The organism is Rahnella sp. PAMC25617, assembly GCF_050606005.1.
Classification (GTDB): domain Bacteria; phylum Pseudomonadota; class Gammaproteobacteria; order Enterobacterales; family Enterobacteriaceae; genus Rahnella; species Rahnella variigena.
This window is the reverse complement of sequence record NZ_JBOCUM010000014.1, coordinates 78605-96051: the sequence shown is the minus strand read 5'-3', so window position 1 is coordinate 96051 and position 17447 is coordinate 78605. Positions and strand designations below refer to the sequence as shown.

The window sequence follows — 17447 nt, the reverse complement described above, 5'->3', positions numbered from 1 at the left end:
GGCTTTTCTATTTTCAGGTTTTAAGACCAGAGCTTCAGGTTTTCAGGCCAGCGTGAAAGTGTCAGTCCAGTTGTAGTTGGTCATGACCAGTTTCACCGGCAAACTGAGTGAACCGAAGTTTTTATTCTGGTTTTGCAGGAAGAACTCCCGTAAAGACGACGGCAAATATTGCGCACCGTATCGCATCAGCGTGCTGTGCCAGAAGATTTGGGGGATCTCAGTATTCGGGAACCGCTCACGTATTTTACCCGCCCATTGCGTGCTGAGAAGGTGTTCCACCAGTGCCTGACGGACTCGCAAACTTTCCTCATCCGGAAATCCCGCCAGCAGCAACTGATCCGGCAATGCAATCAGTCGCAAGTCGCTGATACGCATAATATGTCCACGACAATACTGATTGAAAATCTCAGTCAGTTCGCCAGCATTTTCCGCATCTTCAGGGCGGTCGTACAGCGCCTGCGTTACAGCAAAGAAAGTAAAATGCATACCGTCCGGCGGTGCGACATCCGCTAACACATCGCCCTGCGCCGCCGCTGTGATATCCGCCAGTAATCCGCTCATCGACGGGCCTGCGCGGTTGCCGCTGGTGATAGCCAGACGGTGCGGATGATAAAAAGGTTCCGTTCTCACCGCGCCCGTTTCCGGATGCTCATTCCATATAGTCAGCGTTTTACTGTTGGTATTTTGATATGCCTTTTGGATCATTTCCCGGGTATGCAAAGCAAACTCCTGTTTTGTCCCAAAGTGAGCGCAATCCGGCGAAAGTGCCTGATGATGCCCTTCACAGAGGAGAAACCTCAAAAAGATTGAGCGAAATCAACATTAGAATCGCGGAATCGGTGCAATATCTATTTCGCAGGTGAATGCAACGTCAAGCGATGGGCGTTGTGCTCCATATTGTCTTATTTCCAAATTTTTAGAATTAATGCATAGCAAAATTTAATTCGAACGACGCCGGTCTTATGACCGGCTTTTTTTTGCTTTTTTGCAGCCAGTGAGCGCGTTATAACCAGCGACTTTTCTTCATCCACAACGCTACGCCACCGCCCAATGCCACCAGACAGGCGCAGAAAATCCCGAAACCAAAGGGTGACGTGTTCCCCGGAATGCCGCCTAAGTTAACGCCAAACAGGCCGGTCAGGAATGTCGCGGGCAGGAAAACCATCGCCAGCAAAGACATGGTGTAGGTGCGGCGGTTCAGGGAGTCAGCCATCAGTGAGCTGATTTCATCCGATAACACCGCCGTGCGCGCAATGCTGGCATCAAGATCATCCAGCCCGCGCCCCAGACGGTCGGAGATTTCCTGCATCAGACGTCGGTCATCGTCATTCATCCACGGCAGACGTTCACTGGCCAGACGTGAAAACACATCGCGTTGCGGCGCCATATAGCGTCGCAAAACGATCAGTTGTTTACGCAGCAGCGCCATCTGACCGCGCTCCGGCACCTGCTGTTCCATCAGGTCATCTTCGATATCGATGATTTTATCGTGCAAATCTTCGATAAAATTACTGGTCTGATCGGTCAGCGCATCGCAAATCTCAACCAGCCAGCGTCCGGTATTCTTAGGCCCGCTGCCGGATTTCATATCACCAAGCATTTCCTCCATCGAAAACACCTTACGGTGACGGGTGGAGACGATCATTTTATCGGTGAGATAAACGCGAATAGTGACCAGCTGATCGGGGCGCGAATCCGCATTGAGATTGATGCTGCGCAAGGTGATTAACGTGCCTTCGCCCACGCGCACTACTTTTGGACGAACGCTGTCACCGGCCAGCGCCTGACGGACGGTATCGGGCAGCACCGGCGTGTTGTTAATCCACTGCTCACTGGCGGGCAGCGTGTAATCCAGATGCAGCCAGCAGGGTTTTTCTTCGCTGGCGACGCACTGCGGACTGATATTACTCACCCCGCCCTGACCGTCCATCTGCAAGGCGTAGACCGCATCTGAAACCTGTAATTCTTTTCCCTTAATAACTTCCACGACATTCCTCGCTTTTTCTGCGTTATCTTTTTAAGTCTAGCGTTAAGTGACTGAAATTCAAAAAGTCAGTTCAGGTGAAATTCACTCTCCTGAAACATTGCAAGATCATGCCACCGGATTTGGAAAAAAGTGTTAAGGCCAATAGGTTTAGTGTTTCGTGATATAGCAGAATATTTCTATCCGCCCGGTGCCTGCATTTCTGCCAGTTCCGGCATCACACTGCGCATCATTTCAAGAAATTTACGTAACCGGGCCGGATAATAGCTGGAATACGGATACACCAGATACACCGGCAATGGTAATGCGTTCCAGCCGGGCAAAACGCGCTGCAAACGCCCTGCTTCAAGGTCTTCTTTCACCACCCATGCGGAAACAATACCCGCCCCCAGTCCGGATAGCGCGGCCTTACGCACGGCATATAAACTGTCCGTCGCCAGACGCGGCACGATGGGACAACTTTCCATGTGCCCGTCGTTATCACGACGCAACGTCACGTCATTACGATAAAAAGTACTCAGGGAAATCCAGGGTAAGTCTTTTAGCTCACTGAACTGTCTGACCGGATGTTCCTGTAATAATTCCGGCGTCGCAACCACAATGCGCGGAACTTCCGCCAGCAGGATGGCCACCATAGAAGGATCCGGCACATTCCCGACCTGGATCGCACAATCAATATCTTCGGCGATAAAATCCGGCGTGCGGTCGTTGAGCATCCAGTCCACCGAAAGATTCGGATAACGCTGCAAATAACGGGTTAACGGTGCGATAAGCTGATCCTGGCCGAACGCGTGCGGCGCACGTACCCGCAAAATGCCGACCGGTTCATCCCCTGCACCGCTCAGTTGATCTTCCAGCGCCGCCCAGCGCTCCAGCACCAGTTTTGCCTGTTCATAACAGCGCTCACCGTCGTCGGTAAGTTTCATGGCGTGCGTAGTGCGCAGAATCAGCTTCGCGCCCAGCAGGCGTTCGAGCGATTGCAAACGGCGGCTGACCGTCGGCTGGCTGGTGCTCAGTTGTACGGCGGCGGCGGAAAGGCTGCCGCTTTCGACAATGCGCACGAAAGTTTGCATCAGATCGATACGATCAATGCCGCTGGTGACGGTCGCTGGGATAGTTATGCTCATACGCCTCACGTATAACTGTTTTACCTTTGTGCAGGCTACCACTTATAACCAGTTCCGTGAAGAATGCTTTCAGCGCGCACCACCTTACGAACTCATTCATCAGGAAATTACGTTATGTCAGAACTCACCAGTACATCAGACGTTAGCGGCTCAGCACTTTCCGGCAAGATCATATTTACACTGGCCGCCGGTGCCGGACTGAGCGTCGCATCGATTTATTACAGTCAGCCGATGCTCGGGATCATGGGTAGTAATCTGAACGCCAGTACCACATCGGTCGGTTTGATCCCTACGCTGACACAAGCCGGTTATGCACTGGGCATTTTGTTTCTCATTCCGCTGGGCGACCGTCATGACCGCCGCACGATTATCCTGCTGAAAAGTATTTTGCTGGCTGTCGCCCTGCTGCTTTGCGGGTTTGTACCGGGTATTCACGGGCTGCTGGTAGCGAGTCTGATCACCGGCGTTGGCGCAACCATGGCGCAGGATATCGTCCCGGCGTCAGCACACCTTGCGCCACCCGCGCAGCGCGGTAAAACCGTCGGTACGGTGATGACCGGCCTGCTGGTCGGGATCCTGCTCTCGCGGGTGTTGAGCGGTTTTGTCGCCGAGTATTTTGGCTGGCGGGTGATGTATCAGCTGGCGGCACTCAGCGTGGCACTGACTGGCGTGGCGCTGTGGCGGGTTCTGCCGCGTTTCACACCGGATACGCGCATCAGTTATGCCGGTTTGTTGCATTCGATGTTTGGCCTGTGGAAGAACTACAAAACGCTGCGCCATGCGGCACTGGCTCAGGGTTTGCTGTCGGTGGCGTTCAGTGCCTTCTGGTCCACACTGGCGATTATGCTGAATGAACAGTTCCATCTGGGCAGCGCAGTAGCCGGTGCGTTCGGACTGGCGGGCGCTGCCGGTGCTTTAGCGGCGCCGCTGGCCGGTGCGTTAGCCGATAAGAAAGGCCCGGCACGGGTGACTCAGATGGGTTCCGCGCTGGTGATGGTGTCTTTCGCAGCGATGTTCCTGCTGCCTCTGTTGTCGCCACACGCCCAGCTGGCGCTGATTGTGCTGAGCGCTGTCGGTTTTGACTTAGGTATTCAGGCCACGCTGGTTGCGCATCAGACTCTGGTCTACGGCCTTGAACCGGCGGCACGCGGCAGACTGAACGCCTTGCTGTTCACCGTGGTGTTTATCGGTATGTCAGCGGGCGCAGCACTTGGCAGTAAAGCACTGGAAGCCGGTGGCTGGTCAGGCGTGGTGCTGCTGGCGACCGTCGCCGCGGGTGCCGCGTTACTGGTTCGTCTGTTCAGCCGTAAAAGCTGAGTAATGAGATAAAATAAAAGCGCCCGCTGTTATGTGCAGCGGGCGCTTTTCTATAACGGGAATCTACCCTGACTTTTACCCCAAATATCAGCTACTCCGGATATCTGTCAGTGCTTCAGGATGTACATTTCCTGACTGTAAGCGACGTCTTCCGGATTGGTGATCGGGTATCCTTTCACCCACGGTTTGATCAAGCGCCCGTTGGTGTACTGATAAATCGGCGCAATCGGCGCTTCTGTGGCGATGATCTGCTCGGCCTTATTGTAATCATCATTGCGCCGTGCTTCGCTGGTTTCACGGCTGGCATCGGCAATGACTTTGTCGTAATCCGCACTGCTGAATTTGCTGATATTTCCGTTGTGCGTGGAGGTCAGCAGCGACAGAAACGTCGAGGCTTCGTTGTAATCTCCGACCCATGAAGCGCGGATGACATCAAAATTGCCGGTATTACGGCTGTCGATATACGTTTTCCATTCCTGATTCACCAGCTTCACGTCCGCACCCAGCGTCTTTTTCCACATTGATGCGACGGCGATGGCAATCTTCTGATGGCTTTCAGACGTGTTGTACAGCAGCGTCAGATGCAACGGTTTTGACGGGCCATAACCTGCCGCCGCCAGCAGGCTTTTTGCCTGTGCATTCAGCTCTTCCTGTGAATACTGTTGCAGCTCGCTTTCCGCGGGTTTGAAACCACTGGTGACGTCGGGGGTAAAACGCCACGCCGGTTTTTCGCCGGTGCCCAGTACTTTTTCCGCGATGATTTTACGGTCAATACTCAGGGAAAGCGCCTTGCGAACGCGCGCGTCGTCTGTCGGTGCGCGCTTCGTGTTGAAAGCGTAATAGTAAGTGCCGAGCTGATATGGCGTGTAAACCTGGCCCGGTAAATCATGCATCAGCTTTTTGTACTGGTCTTTTGGGAAGGATTCGGTGATATCAATATCGTTGGCCAGATAACGCTTAGTGGCGTTGGACTCTTTGTTGATCGGCACGAAAGTGACTTTGGTCAGCACGGTGTGCGCGTGATCCCAGTAATGCGGATTGGGCTCAAGCACCAGTTTTTCGTTCACCACGCGGTCTTTCAGCACATACGCGCCGTTACCGACCAGATTGCCCGGTTTAGTCCAGTCATCGCCAAACTTTTCTACCGTAGCTTTATGCACAGGGAACAGGCTGAAGTTCGCCAGCAGGCTGACAAAATACGGTACGGGTTTATCCAGCGTGACACGTAAAAGCGTCGGGCTGACGGCGGTCACGCCCAGTTTATCCACCGGCATTTTTCCGGCGATGATGGCATCGGCGTTAGAAATTCCGGCCAGCGCAGCGAACCAGGCACCGGTCGCGGAACCTTTAGGATCGACCAGACGCTGCCAGCTGTAGACGAAATCCTGCGCCGTGACCGGATCACCGTTCGACCATTTGGCATCTTTGCGCAGGGTGAAAAGGAAGACCTGGTTGTTCTGGTTTTGCCAGCTTTCGGCGACGCCCGGAATACTTTTACCGGTCGCGTCCTGATTCACCAGCCCTTCGAACAAATCGCGGGCGACCTGTGCCTCAGGTAAACCCACCACTTTCGCAGGATCAAGCGACGCGGGTTCGTCTTTAATGTGACGGACAATTTCCTGTTTTGCGGCGAGTTGGGTACCGGCGGGAACCTGAGCGGCGTTAGCCTGACCGAAAGTCAGCGCCACCAGCGCAGCGCATACGGAATAAGATAAAAGCGGAAATGATTTTCCCTGCGGCATAAATTCTCCTGAACGGACAAAGGGCTGCGCCCTGAAACATTCAGGAGTTTTATCATTACCTGCCGTAATCCCCTATAAGAAATCATTACAGATTTGCCTTCGCGCACAAAACCGCATTATCTGGGGATAAAATTCAGGCAGAACCGGCAATATCAATGCCGCCGCAATGAAACTTCAGCGCGGGTTCGACATCCTGCGCCAGCCAGGTCGGGCCATCGAGATCGACAAATTTTGCGCCGGCGGTCAGCGGAAGTGCCGCGCGAATCGCGCGCGAAGTGCACAACATGCAGCCAAGCATGATATCGAATCCCGTTTCACGCGCCGCCTGCGCCAGCTGAAGTGCGCCAGTCAGACCGCCCGTTTTGTCCAGCTTAATGTTGATCATGTCATAACGATTTTTCAGGGCAGGCAAACCCTCCACGGTATGGCAGCTTTCGTCTGCACAAATCGGCAGAGGATGGATGAAGTTTTCCAGCGCGGAATCTTCACCTGCCGGAAGTGGCTGTTCGAGCATCAGAATGCCCAGATCGGCCAGCAGCTGACAACGCGCCGCCAGTCCGTCGCTTTGCCAGGCTTCGTTGGCATCGACAATCAGCGAAGCATTCGGAACGGCGGCGCGAACAGCCACCAGCCGTTCGGCGATCAGACGATCGTCGAGTTTTATTTTCAGCAATGTGGCGCCCTGCTTTTGCAGCGCCAGCGCGGCTTGTGCCATCGTTTCCGGCGTGCCAATGCTCACAGTCTGCGCCATGCTGATTGAAGCCAGGGGTTCGGTAGCAGTCAGTTGCCATAAATTCAGGCCGCGGGTCTGAGATTCCAGATTCCACAGCGCGCAGTCGAGCGCGTTTCTCGCAGCGCCCGCTGGCAACAGATGTTGCAGCTGTTCGCGACTGGCACCCCGCTCAATGGCTGTTATCACGCTGGCGATTTGTGCCATCACGGAGCTTTCGCTTTCGTCATATCGCGGATATGGCGTGCACTCGCCAATCCCGCGAATGCCATTTTCTTCGATTTCAACTGCCACAACGCGGGCTTCGGTGCGGGTTCCGCGGGAGATCACAAACGGCGTATGTAACGGCCAGGCTTCCGGATAAAAGCGAACACTTCTCATAGCGTCTCCAATAGTGAAATGCGCCTTGTGGGATACAATCAATAGATACAAGTAATTAACAAATATTCTATATCCAACATAGCATTGTTACCCTAAACTGAAAGCCGTTTGACTCCAATGGACATAGGAAATAATCATGACCCAGACAGTACACTTTCAGAGCAACCCGGTAACCGTTGCGGGCAAAGTCCCACAAAAAGGCGACGTCGCCAAGCCTTTCAGCCTGGTCGCAAAAGACCTTTCTGATGTCAGCCTGAGCAGCTTCGCAGGCAAACGTAAAGTCCTGAACATTTTCCCAAGCATTGATACCGGCGTCTGCGCCACCTCCGTGCGTAAATTCAACCAGCTGGCGGGTGAAATTGAGAACACAGTCGTGCTGTGCATCTCTTCTGATCTGCCATTCGCGCAGTCACGTTTCTGCGGTGCAGAAGGTCTGTCTAACGTTGTTACGCTGTCTACCCTGCGTGGTGGTGATTTCAAATCTGACTACGGCGTGGGCATCACCGATGGCGCATTGTCTGGTCTGACTGCCCGTGCGGTTGTGGTTCTGGATGGTCAGGACAACGTGCTGTACAGCGAACTGGTGAACGAAATCACCACTGAACCTGATTATGAATCTGCGCTGGCTGTGCTGAAGTAATTTCTGCTTTCACAGGCAACAGATGAAAAAAAAGCAACGGCGCTATCCGTTGCTTTTTTATTGGGCGCAGTTTCTGAGAAGAAAATTACTCTTCGCTTTCGCCCGTTTCACCGCGACGGCTGCTGAGCCCGTATTCCCGCAGTTTATTAGCGATGGCCGTATGCGATACGCCCAGACGCTTCGCCAGTTTACGCGTACTCGGATAAGTGCGGTAAAGGCGGGTCAGCACGGAACGTTCGAAACGTTTGCTGATATCGTCAAGTGAACCGTTCAGGGCTTCTTCACCAATCGTCACTTCTGCGTCAAAGTCCGGCAGAACGATATCCTGCGGTCGCAGTTCGCCGCCTTCCAGCTGTGTCAGTGCGCGGTAAATCGCATTTTTGAGCTGACGGACGTTGCCCGGCCAGCCGTAATGCGTCAGGTAATTCGCCAGCTGTGACGACAGTTTTGGCCGCGGCATTCCCTGTTCATCGGAGAAACGCGCCACAAACAGTTCGGTCAGCGGCATCACATCGGCTGGACGCTCGCGTAACGGCGGCAGCGTCAGGCTCAGCACGTTCAGGCGGTAATACAAATCCTCCCTGAATTCGCCACGCTGCACCAGTTCCACCAGGTTTTTCTGGGTGGCGCACATCACGCGAACATCTACTTTCACTTCATGCTCTTCGCCCACACGACGAAACGTGCCGTCATTGAGGAAACGCAGCAGTTTAATCTGCATTCTCGGTGACATTTCACCAATTTCATCCAGCAGCACCGAACCGCCATTGGCCTGCTCGAAGAAGCCTTTTTTACCTTCCAGCGCATTCGGATAGGCACCGGCGGCATAGCCAAACAGTTCGCTTTCCACCACGTCATCTGGCAGCGACGCACAGTTAAGGCCAAGGAATGGCTTTTTGCCGCGTGCGCTGCGCACATGGCAGGCATGAGCCAGTAAATCTTTGCCGGTGCCGGTATCGCCGACAATCAGCAGCGGCGCGTCCAGCATCGCGAGTTTGCGCGCCTGATCCAGTACGTGACGCATTTTGGTGCTGACGGCGACGATGTGGTCGAATTCGCTGTCGTCGTTAACCGTTAAGTCCTGCAACTGACGGCCCATGCGGGCAGCCGATTTGAGCATCACCACGGCACCGGCAATGCCACCTTTACCGTCTTCATCGTCTACGTGGATAGGCGTCAGATCCATGAGGAAATCCTGGCTGCGGATCACAATACGCTCTGAGTGCGGCTGTGCATTTTCGCTTTCCAGCCAGCGCGTGACGTTGTAACCGGTGATCAGGCTAGCCGCCGTCACGTTGCGGATTTTATCTTCATCGAGTTCAAATAAGGCCATCGCAGCCGGGTTGGCCTGCTCGATTTTGCCTTTCATATCAATGGAAAAAACCGGTTCCGGCATGGAAACCAGTAAAGCGCGTAATGCCCGATGCTCGCGTTCAGAAGGCATGAACGTGACGGTGCGGACATCCGTCACGCCTTCGATACGGCGGATTTCAGCCATCAGGGCGCGAAAAGTGTCAAAATCCAGTTGGGAAAAATTCAGGTAAATGCGGCCAATCGAGGCAATCTCGATACCACGTAAATCAATACTGCGTAAAACCAGTAAATCGAGGAGTTCACGGGTGAGACCCAGGCGGTCTTCGCAAAAAACTTCCAGACGCATCAGTGTTGACCTTTTTCTGCCGGTGCGGAAATCGCTACAGGCATAATACTCTTTCATGTACACGGGAAGAAGAGACTGTCACGAAAAGTTGACAAAATAATTCTCCGAATGAAATCCATTTGCCATAAATTTCAGGCAGACGTTGTGCTTTTACAGACGTTTATTCTGGCTGTTGAAACCTGATTGTCATTCATCGCGATTTCGCCATTACGCCCTTTTTCTGCTACTATCGCGCTTCTGATTTCATCGCCAAATGGTTCCCGACTATGAAGTTCGTCTCCTTCAATATCAATGGATTGCGCGCCCGCCCGCATCAGCTTGCGGCAATTATCGAACAACACCAGCCTGACGTGATCGGTTTGCAGGAAACCAAAGTCCATGACGACATGTTCCCGCTGGAAGATGTCAGTCAGTACGGTTATCACGTGTTTTATCACGGCCAGAAAGGCCATTACGGCGTTGCCATGCTGACGAAGCAGGAACCGGTGGCTGTACGCCGTGGTTTCCCGGGTGATGACGAAGAGTCTCAGCGCCGTATCATCATGACCGACATCGAAACGCCACAGGGCATTCTGACCGTGATCAACGGTTACTTCCCGCAGGGCGAAAGCCGCGACCATCCGACCAAGTTCCCGGCCAAAGAGAAGTTTTATCGCGATTTGCAGGATTACCTGACCACCAGTTTGTCCGTGAATAATCCGGTAGTGGTGATGGGTGACGTGAATATCAGCCCGACCGATCTGGATATCGGTATCGGTGAAGACAGCCGTAAACGCTGGCTGCGCACCGGCAAATGTTCTTTCCTGCCGGAAGAACGTGAATGGATGGATCGCCTGAAAGGCTGGGGTCTGATTGACACTTTCCGCGCCGCGAACCCTGAAACTGCCGATAAATTCTCATGGTTTGATTACCGTTCACGCGGCTTCGATGAGAACCGTGGTCTGCGTATTGACCTTATTATGGCAAGTACGCCGCTGGCGGCACGTTGCACTGCGACTGGCATCGATTACGACATTCGCGGCATGGAAAAGCCGTCTGACCATGCGCCAATCTGGGCGACGTTTGACCTGAAATAATGACCATGACGATGATTGACGTGGTCGCCGCCCTGATTGAGTACGAGGGCAAATTGCTGCTCGCCCGTCGGGATGCGTCCAGCGATCAGGCTGGTTTATGGGAATTCCCCGGCGGGAAAGTGGAAGCCGGAGAAAGTCAGCCCTCTGCTCTAGTGCGCGAGTTGCAGGAAGAATTGGGTATCAAGGCCACGGTGGAAGAATTCATCGCCACCAGCGAATTACAGCAACCCGCCAGGCTGATTCGATTGCACGGCTGGCGGGTCAGCGGATTTACGGGGACGATTACGTTACAGTGTCACTCTGAAATCTGCTGGGTTGCGCCCGACGACGTGCTGTCGTTTGATCTGGCACCTGCGGATATTCCGTTGATCGAGGCGTATCTGGCGAAATTCGCCGTGTAACTGTATCAACCCTTCAAACAAAAAGGCGCGAAACTGGAAACAGTCCGCGCCTTTTCTTTATCAGAAGTATCGAGAAATCAGAAGCCTTGAGAAAATCAGAGGTCTTGAGAAAATCAAGAGCTTTAAGAAAGTCTTATTTCCTCAACACTTCCCATTTGAGTGCATTGGTACCAACCACATTCGGGTCGCGTGAACATTGCAACACTACGCTGTCCGCCGTCACTACCGCGCCTTCGCTGTAACTCTGGTTATTGTAGATGCAGCAGTTATGGCAGGTCGGGGCACTGTTATTGTTGTTGCTGCCGCTGTTTTCCCAGATTTGCGGCGGCAGCGGCACCACGACATCTGCGCCGTTACCGATATTACTGCGGTTTGCCATCGCCGGTGCAGACAGCAGCGCGGAACCGGCCAGTAACACCATCAGCACATTTCTCACCAATACATTATTCATCACTGTTTGCTTCCTTCCCTTTAGTGCTCGCTTTACGGCGTTTGGGGGCGCTTTTGCCTTTCGCCGCAGCGGCCGCCGGTTTGGAAGGCAGACTGCGGAATGCCGAAGACACCCGGTTTGTTTTGGCCTGCATGATGAGATTCTGCAACGTCGCGACCAGCGGTTGCATGAAATCCTGATAACGGCAGCTCTTTTCACTGATACGCGTCAGTGTTGATTCCCAGTCAGCGGTCATATCTGGCCGCCCTGCAATATCCGGCAGCGAGTGGATCAGTGCGCGCCCGGTATCGCTGGAATGAATATAGCGCCCTTTCTTGTATAAAAATTCACGACGGAACAGCAGCTCGATAATCCCGGCACGCGTGGCTTCTGTGCCCAAACCGTCCGTCGCACGCAGGATTTTTTTCAGTTCTTTATCCTGCACAAAACGCGCGATCCCGGTCATGGCAGAAAGCAGTGTGGCATCGGTAAACGGTCGTGGTGGCTGAGTTTGTCTTTCAACCACTTCCCCGCGCTCGCATAACAATTCGTCACCTTTGGCGACCACTGGCAGCGGCGTGCCTTCGTTTTCTTCGTCGCGTTCTTTACTGCCCAGCAAAGTACGCCAGCCCGCTTCCGCCAGGAAACGCGCCTTGGCGATAAACTTTCCGCCCGCGATATCCAGATCGATAACGCATTTGCGATACACCGCATCCGGGCAAAACTGCATCAGATACTGACGTGCCACCAGACCGTAAATTTTGCGTTCGTCTTCGGTCAGATTCACGTTACTGCTGCGCGCAGTCGGGATAATCGCATGGTGAGCATCAACCTTTTTGTCGTCCCAGCACCGGTTGCGTATATCGGTATCCACCACGGGTTGCGGCATCAGATCCGGCCGGTGAACGCCGATGGCGTTGATGACAGAATGACGACCGGCAAAATGCTCCTCTGGTAGATATCGGCTATCCGAACGAGGATACGTAATCAATTTGTGCGTTTCATACAATTTCTGACAGATATCAAGAATTTGCTGAGCACTCAGACCAAAGGCTTTCGAACCTTCAATCTGCAATGTAGAAAGCGAAAACGGCAGCGGAGCAATATCATTCTCACGTTTATCATTATAGCCGGTGACCATCGCCGGTTGTCCGGCAATACGCGCCACCACGTGGTCGGCCAGCGGACGATGCAACAAACGCCCTTCTTCATCCTGATACGGCTCACAGGAATCGCTCGGCTGCCACAGCGCTATAAAACGCTCGTTGGCAGGCGTGACGATATGCGCTTTCACTTCAAAGAAATCTTTCGGCACGAAGTTTTCGATGTCTTCGTCGCGGCGCACCACCAGCCCGAGAACCGGCGTTTGCACACGCCCGACGGACAGCACGCCGTTATAGCCAGCGTTGCGGCCAAGAATGGTATAAGCGCGGGTCATGTTGATGCCGTAAAGCCAGTCCGCGCGGGCACGGGCCAGCGCAGAAACACATAGCGGAATAAAATCGCGGTTGTCACGCAGGCGGTCAATGGCACGTTCGACGGCCTGCGGGTTGAGATCGTTTATCAGACAGCGCTGGGTCGCGTGACGTTTTTCCGGCGTCAGTTCCAGATAATCCAGCACTTCATCCACCAGCAACTGCCCTTCGCGATCCGGGTCACCGGCGTGGACGACCTGCGTCGCCTCGAGCAACAGGCGTTTAATGACATTAAGTTGTTTGGCGACGGAAGAACGCGGCTGAAGCTGCCACTTTTCAGGAATAATAGGTAAATCTGCCAGCGACCAGCGCGCAAAACGGCTGTCGTAAGCGTCGGGCTGAGCCTGTTCGAGTAAGTGGCCGACGCACCAGGTAACAACCTGATCGTTACCGCAGGCAATATACCCGTCGCCGCGGCGATGAGGTTTTGGCAGGACATCCGCAATGGCGCGGGCAAGGCTGGGTTTTTCCGCAATGAACAAACGCATCAGGCCGTACCTGCCTGCAGGGTGATCGCTGTAAAGATTTCCATTATCCCATCCTTCATTTCACTACGTCCTCATCATGCAGAGGTGGCTATGTTAGCCGCTGGCGGCGCAATTAGTAAGACGGATAGAAGGATCCGCAGCGATGGTCGCTCAAATAGGCAGCAAAAACCGGTTTTATCGGAAAAGGCCGATATAAACCGGTTAATTTACGAACGGATGAATTTTTAAAAATGGCTCACAAAAGGGGTGCTGTCAGCCGGGATCACCTGCAAATTCGCTTTCAGTTGCGGTGTGCCGAGATACAGGAAACCGACAATTTTATCGTTTTCACCACACTTGAAAGCCTTGCGCACATCCGCATGTTCAGTCCATGCGCCGGTACGCCAGATGCCGTTGAAACCCTGCGCCAGCGCCGCCATCTGCATGGCGTGAACCGCGCAACCGGCGGAAAGCAACTGTTCCCACTGCGGCACTTTCGGGCTTTCTTTACAGGCCGCGATAACGGTAATGATTTGCGGCGCACGTAATGGCGCCTGCGTGGCTTTCTCGATGGCTTTTTCATCCGCCCCGTCTTTAATGGCGGCAGCACGCAATACTTCACTAAAACGGGTCAGCCCGTCGTTCTCTGCAATCACAAAACGCCATGGTTGCAAGGCACCGTGGTCTGGCGCGCGCATACCGGCGTTGATGATGTTTTGCAGCGCATCGCCAGCCGGCGCAGGAGCAGCCAGACGGGAAGCGGAACGGCGGTTAAGTAACAAGTCCAAAGCGTCCATTTTAATCTCCTGAGAATAATTGCTATTTACCTTACGTTAACATAGCCGCTACGCCTTTTTCCAACGCATCAGGCGCTTTCAGATAATGCGTCGTTGCCAAATCCTGACATGATTTAAAGCTGACTTTTTTCCGGCGTGTCATTAGGATAGCGATACTTAACTGTCTTGTTGGAGAGACCATGCGCACATTGTGGCGAATTATCGCCGGTTTTTTTAAGTGGACCTGGCGTCTTCTTAATTTCGTCAGAGAATTCATTCTCAACGTTTTCCTTATTCTGATCATTCTGGCTGGCGTGGGCATCTGGTACGCCGTGCAGGACAAACCCGTCGACACCACCAAAGGCGCGCTGCTGGTTGACCTGAGTGGTTCCGTGGTGGATAAGCCTTCGGTGAATAATAAAGTCCGTCAGTGGGGCCGCGAATTACTGGGCACGTCGAGCAGCCGTTTGCAGGAGAATTCCCTGTTTGATCTGGTCGATACCCTTCGCGCCGCGAAAGATGACAAAAACGTCACCGGCATTGTTTTGCAGCTGACCGATTTCACCGGCACTGACCAGGCCTCTATGCAATATATTGGCAAGGCGCTGCGTGAGTTCCGTGACGCGGGTAAACCGGTTTATGCCATCGGCGACAGCTATAACCAGTCGCAATATTATCTGGCGAGCTACGCCAACAAAATCTACATGTCACCACAAGGCGCGGTGGACTTGCACGGTTTTGCGACCAACAATCTGTATTACAAATCCCTGCTTGAGAAGCTGAAAGTCACGACCAACATTTTCCGCGTCGGAACCTATAAATCCGCCGTTGAACCGCTGATCCGTGACGATATGTCTCCTGCAGCACGCGAAGCAGACAGTCGCTGGATTGGTGGATTGTGGACCAATTACCTCAACACCGTGTCGGCAAACCGTCAGATTACGCCTGAACAATTGTTCCCTGGCGCGGCGGGTGTATTAGCGGGTATGCAGGCTACGGGCGGCGATATGGCGCAATACGCGCTGAAAGCAAAACTGGTGGATGCGCTGGCTTCACGTACCGAAGCGGATAACGAGATGGTGAAAGCCTTTGGCTGGAATAAAGACACCAAAGACTTTAACTACACCAGCATCTACGATTATTCGCCGAAACCAAAACCGGACAATAACGATCCGCAAATCGCGGTGATCTTCGCGACCGGAGCGATCAATGACGGTGAAGAACAACCGGGTGCAGTCGGTGGCGACACAACCGCGCAGCAGATTCGTGATGCCCGTCTGGATCCGAAAGTGAAAGCGATTGTCTTACGCGTTAACAGCCCGGGCGGCAGCGTCAGTGCCTCTGAAGTGATCCGCTCTGAACTGGCTGCTGCGAAAGCCGCAGGCAAACCAGTGGTGGTTTCCATGGGCGGTATGGCGGCATCCGGCGGTTACTGGATTTCAACGCCAGCGAACTACATCATCGCCAGCCCGAGCACCCTCACCGGCTCCATCGGTATCTTTGGCGTGATCAACACGTATCAGAACACACTGGATTACGCAGGCGTTCACACTGACGGCGTGGCAACATCGCCGCTGGCGGATATTGCCTCCACCAAAGCGCTGCCTCCTGAGTTCTCGCAGATGATGCAGCTGAACATCGAGAATGGTTATAAAACCTTCCTCGGTCTGGTTGCCGACTCACGCCACAAAACGCCTGAAGAAATCGACCAGATTGCGCAAGGCCACGTGTGGATTGGTTCTGATGCCAAGGCCAATGCCCTGGTGGATGAGCTGGGTGATTTCGATGACGCCGTGAAAAAAGCCGCTGATCTGGCGAAGCTGCCGAAATGGCAGCTGAACTGGTATGTCAGCGAGCCAAGCCTGAGCGACCTGGTGTTCTCACAAGTGAGTGCATCCGTTCATGCCATGCTGCCAGCGGCGATCCAGGCTTATCTGCCTGCGCCGGTGAGCAAAATGGCGATGGAGTTGAAATCCCAGGCTGACCTGTTCAGCAACATGAATGACCCGCAAAACCGTTACGCACTTTGCCTGACCTGTGGTGATGTGAAGTAACGTTCCGTTTTTGGGATTAAGCGGAATAAAGTCGGATAAAGATTCGCCCTAATTCACTGCCCGGAGTGCTCACTGAGAGCTCCGGGCTTTTTTATGGTGGGACACCCGTCGCGAAGCCTTTATACTTAGCGCAGTTGCTTTCACCTTTCTAAAAAAAGAACATCGTCGATGACTAAAAAATCTATTTACGTTGCCTACACGGGCGGCACAATCGGTATGCAGCGTTCTGAACAGGGTTACATTCCGGTTTCGGGACATTTACAGCGTCAGCTGGCACTAATGCCTGAATTCCATCGTCCTGAAATGCCTGAATTCACCATTAAGGAATATGCGCCACTGATGGATTCTTCCGACATGACGCCGGAAGACTGGCAGCATATCGCCGACGATATTCAGGCACATTACGACGAGTACGACGGTTTCGTCATCCTGCATGGCACGGATACCATGGCGTTCACCGCTTCTGCGCTGTCGTTCATGCTGGAAAATCTCAGCAAGCCGGTAATTGTGACAGGGTCACAAATACCGCTAGAAGCGTTGCGTTCTGACGGACAGATCAACCTGCTTAACTCGCTGTACATCGCGGCGAACCATCCGGTCAACGAAGTCACCCTGTTCTTCAACAATCGTCTGTATCGCGGGAACCGCAGCACCAAAGCACACGCAGATGGTTTTGATGCCTTTGCCTCGCCGAACCTTTCGCCGCTGCTGGAAGCCGGGATCCACATCCGCCGCCTTTCTACGCCGTCGCTGCCTGTTGTTCCTGCCGCAAAGCTGAAAGTACATCACATCACCCCGCAGCCTATCGGCGTGGTAACGATTTATCCGGGAATTTCCGCGGAAGTCGTGCAGAACTTCCTGATGCAACCGGTGAAAGCCCTGATCCTGCGCTCTTACGGTGTCGGTAACGCGCCTCAAAAAGGCGATTTGCTGAAAGTGCTGAAAGACGCGTCCGAACGCGGCATCGTGGTGGTTAATCTGACCCAATGCATCTCAGGGCGCGTCAATATGGGCGGCTATGCGACCGGTAACGCGCTGGCGCACTCGGGCGTGATCAGCGGGTTTGATATGACCGTCGAAGCGGCGCTGACCAAATTGCATTATCTGCTCAGCCAGACACATACTCCGGAAGAAATCCGCGAACTGATGCAGCAGAACCTGCGTGGCGAACTGACCGAATAAATAAG

Annotated in this window: 15 protein-coding genes; 6 read left to right on the top strand and 9 right to left on the bottom strand. The window is 53.6% G+C overall.

All coding sequences use genetic code 11. From position 1 onward, the window contains the following. Positions 1 to 42 precede the first annotated feature (42 nt). The 3 genes from ACM615_RS17715 to ACM615_RS17705 form a co-directional block, all read right to left on the bottom strand. Positions 43 to 705 carry a hypothetical protein gene (locus ACM615_RS17715; RefSeq protein WP_431012248.1) on the bottom strand — a complete coding sequence of 221 codons (663 nt, stop codon included), beginning with the start codon at positions 703 to 705 and terminating at the stop codon, positions 43 to 45. 298 nt (positions 706 to 1003) lie between these two features. Beyond that, positions 1004 to 1987: a zinc transporter ZntB gene (gene zntB / locus ACM615_RS17710; RefSeq protein ID WP_129638173.1), complete on the bottom strand. Its 984-nt coding sequence runs from the start codon at positions 1985 to 1987 to the stop codon at positions 1004 to 1006. A 176-nt stretch (positions 1988 to 2163) separates the two neighbouring features. Then, the gene (locus ACM615_RS17705) at positions 2164 to 3111 is read right to left on the bottom strand and encodes a LysR family transcriptional regulator (protein ID WP_181955581.1); all 948 of its coding nucleotides are present in this window, start codon (positions 3109 to 3111) and stop codon (positions 2164 to 2166) included. A gap of 114 nt (positions 3112 to 3225) precedes the next feature. On the opposite strand from ACM615_RS17705, the gene ACM615_RS17700 reads away from it, so the two are divergent. Continuing rightward, entirely contained in the window at positions 3226 to 4428 is a 1203-nt protein-coding gene (locus tag ACM615_RS17700) for an MFS transporter (protein ID WP_159282484.1), read from the top strand. A gap of 107 nt (positions 4429 to 4535) precedes the next feature. Here ACM615_RS17700 and ACM615_RS17695 read toward each other — a convergent pair whose 3' ends face one another. Together ACM615_RS17695 and ycjG are read right to left on the bottom strand one after the other, a co-directional pair. After that, the gene (locus tag ACM615_RS17695) at positions 4536 to 6170 is read right to left on the bottom strand and encodes an ABC transporter substrate-binding protein (RefSeq protein WP_129638171.1); all 1635 of its coding nucleotides are present in this window, start codon (positions 6168 to 6170) and stop codon (positions 4536 to 4538) included. Positions 6171 to 6303: 133 nt separating this feature from the next. Beyond that, positions 6304 to 7281 carry an L-Ala-D/L-Glu epimerase gene (ycjG, locus tag ACM615_RS17690; RefSeq protein WP_431012247.1) on the bottom strand — a complete coding sequence of 326 codons (978 nt, stop codon included), beginning with the start codon at positions 7279 to 7281 and terminating at the stop codon, positions 6304 to 6306. A 136-nt stretch (positions 7282 to 7417) separates the two neighbouring features. Here ycjG and tpx point away from each other — a divergent pair, with 136 nt between their 5' ends. Then, positions 7418 to 7921, top strand: a complete 504-nt coding sequence (gene tpx / locus ACM615_RS17685; RefSeq protein WP_112288479.1) for a thiol peroxidase — start codon at positions 7418 to 7420, stop codon at positions 7919 to 7921. A gap of 85 nt (positions 7922 to 8006) precedes the next feature. Here tpx and tyrR read toward each other — a convergent pair whose 3' ends face one another. Then, a complete protein-coding gene (gene tyrR, locus ACM615_RS17680; RefSeq protein WP_129638169.1) occupies positions 8007 to 9581 on the bottom strand; it encodes a transcriptional regulator TyrR in 1575 nt (524 codons plus the stop codon). Positions 9582 to 9847: 266 nt separating this feature from the next. Between tyrR and xthA the strand changes: the two genes are divergently transcribed. Beyond that, complete coding sequence (gene xthA / locus ACM615_RS17675) at positions 9848 to 10657, top strand: exodeoxyribonuclease III (RefSeq protein ID WP_112288477.1); 810 nt, start codon at positions 9848 to 9850, stop codon at positions 10655 to 10657. Positions 10658 to 10668: 11 nt separating this feature from the next. Further along, positions 10669 to 11058: a pyrimidine (deoxy)nucleoside triphosphate diphosphatase gene (locus ACM615_RS17670; protein WP_369964303.1), complete on the top strand. Its 390-nt coding sequence runs from the start codon at positions 10669 to 10671 to the stop codon at positions 11056 to 11058. Positions 11059 to 11191: 133 nt separating this feature from the next. Here ACM615_RS17670 and ACM615_RS17665 read toward each other — a convergent pair whose 3' ends face one another. From ACM615_RS17665 to ACM615_RS17655, 3 genes are all read right to left on the bottom strand, one after another. Then, entirely contained in the window at positions 11192 to 11509 is a 318-nt protein-coding gene (locus tag ACM615_RS17665; RefSeq protein WP_112288475.1) for a DUF1496 domain-containing protein, read from the bottom strand. Then, positions 11502 to 13451: a DNA topoisomerase III gene (locus ACM615_RS17660; RefSeq protein WP_279918508.1), complete on the bottom strand. Its 1950-nt coding sequence runs from the start codon at positions 13449 to 13451 to the stop codon at positions 11502 to 11504. Before ACM615_RS17660 ends, ACM615_RS17665 begins: the two co-directional genes overlap by 8 nt. 224 nt (positions 13452 to 13675) lie before the next feature. Continuing rightward, entirely contained in the window at positions 13676 to 14227 is a 552-nt protein-coding gene (locus ACM615_RS17655; protein ID WP_132963994.1) for an NAD(P)H nitroreductase, read from the bottom strand. Positions 14228 to 14406: 179 nt separating this feature from the next. Here ACM615_RS17655 and sppA point away from each other — a divergent pair, with 179 nt between their 5' ends. Next, positions 14407 to 16260 carry a signal peptide peptidase SppA gene (sppA, locus tag ACM615_RS17650; RefSeq protein WP_431012246.1) on the top strand — a complete coding sequence of 618 codons (1854 nt, stop codon included), beginning with the start codon at positions 14407 to 14409 and terminating at the stop codon, positions 16258 to 16260. Positions 16261 to 16428: 168 nt separating this feature from the next. Continuing rightward, on the top strand, positions 16429 to 17442 hold the full coding sequence (ansA, locus tag ACM615_RS17645; RefSeq protein WP_112288471.1) for an asparaginase: 1014 nt from the start codon (positions 16429 to 16431) through the stop codon (positions 17440 to 17442). Positions 17443 to 17447 lie beyond the last annotated feature (5 nt).

Excerpts from the sequence above, each read along its gene's own strand:
- ACM615_RS17715 (WP_431012248.1), bottom strand. The coding sequence starts at position 705 with ATGATCCAAAAGGCATATCAAAATACCAACAGTAAAACGCTGACTATA.
- ACM615_RS17705 (WP_181955581.1), bottom strand. The coding sequence starts at position 3,111 with ATGAGCATAACTATCCCAGCGACCGTCACCAGCGGCATTGATCGTATC.
- ACM615_RS17700 (WP_159282484.1), top strand. The coding sequence starts at position 3,226 with ATGTCAGAACTCACCAGTACATCAGACGTTAGCGGCTCAGCACTTTCC.
- ACM615_RS17695 (WP_129638171.1), bottom strand. The coding sequence starts at position 6,170 with ATGCCGCAGGGAAAATCATTTCCGCTTTTATCTTATTCCGTATGCGCT.
- ycjG (WP_431012247.1), bottom strand. The coding sequence starts at position 7,281 with ATGAGAAGTGTTCGCTTTTATCCGGAAGCCTGGCCGTTACATACGCCG.
- tpx (WP_112288479.1), top strand. The coding sequence starts at position 7,418 with ATGACCCAGACAGTACACTTTCAGAGCAACCCGGTAACCGTTGCGGGC.
- tyrR (WP_129638169.1), bottom strand. The coding sequence starts at position 9,581 with ATGCGTCTGGAAGTTTTTTGCGAAGACCGCCTGGGTCTCACCCGTGAA.
- xthA (WP_112288477.1), top strand. The coding sequence starts at position 9,848 with ATGAAGTTCGTCTCCTTCAATATCAATGGATTGCGCGCCCGCCCGCAT.
- ACM615_RS17670 (WP_369964303.1), top strand. The coding sequence starts at position 10,669 with ATGATTGACGTGGTCGCCGCCCTGATTGAGTACGAGGGCAAATTGCTG.
- ACM615_RS17665 (WP_112288475.1), bottom strand. The coding sequence starts at position 11,509 with ATGAATAATGTATTGGTGAGAAATGTGCTGATGGTGTTACTGGCCGGT.
- ACM615_RS17660 (WP_279918508.1), bottom strand. The coding sequence starts at position 13,451 with ATGCGTTTGTTCATTGCGGAAAAACCCAGCCTTGCCCGCGCCATTGCG.
- ACM615_RS17655 (WP_132963994.1), bottom strand. The coding sequence starts at position 14,227 with ATGGACGCTTTGGACTTGTTACTTAACCGCCGTTCCGCTTCCCGTCTG.
- sppA (WP_431012246.1), top strand. The coding sequence starts at position 14,407 with ATGCGCACATTGTGGCGAATTATCGCCGGTTTTTTTAAGTGGACCTGG.
- ansA (WP_112288471.1), top strand. The coding sequence starts at position 16,429 with ATGACTAAAAAATCTATTTACGTTGCCTACACGGGCGGCACAATCGGT.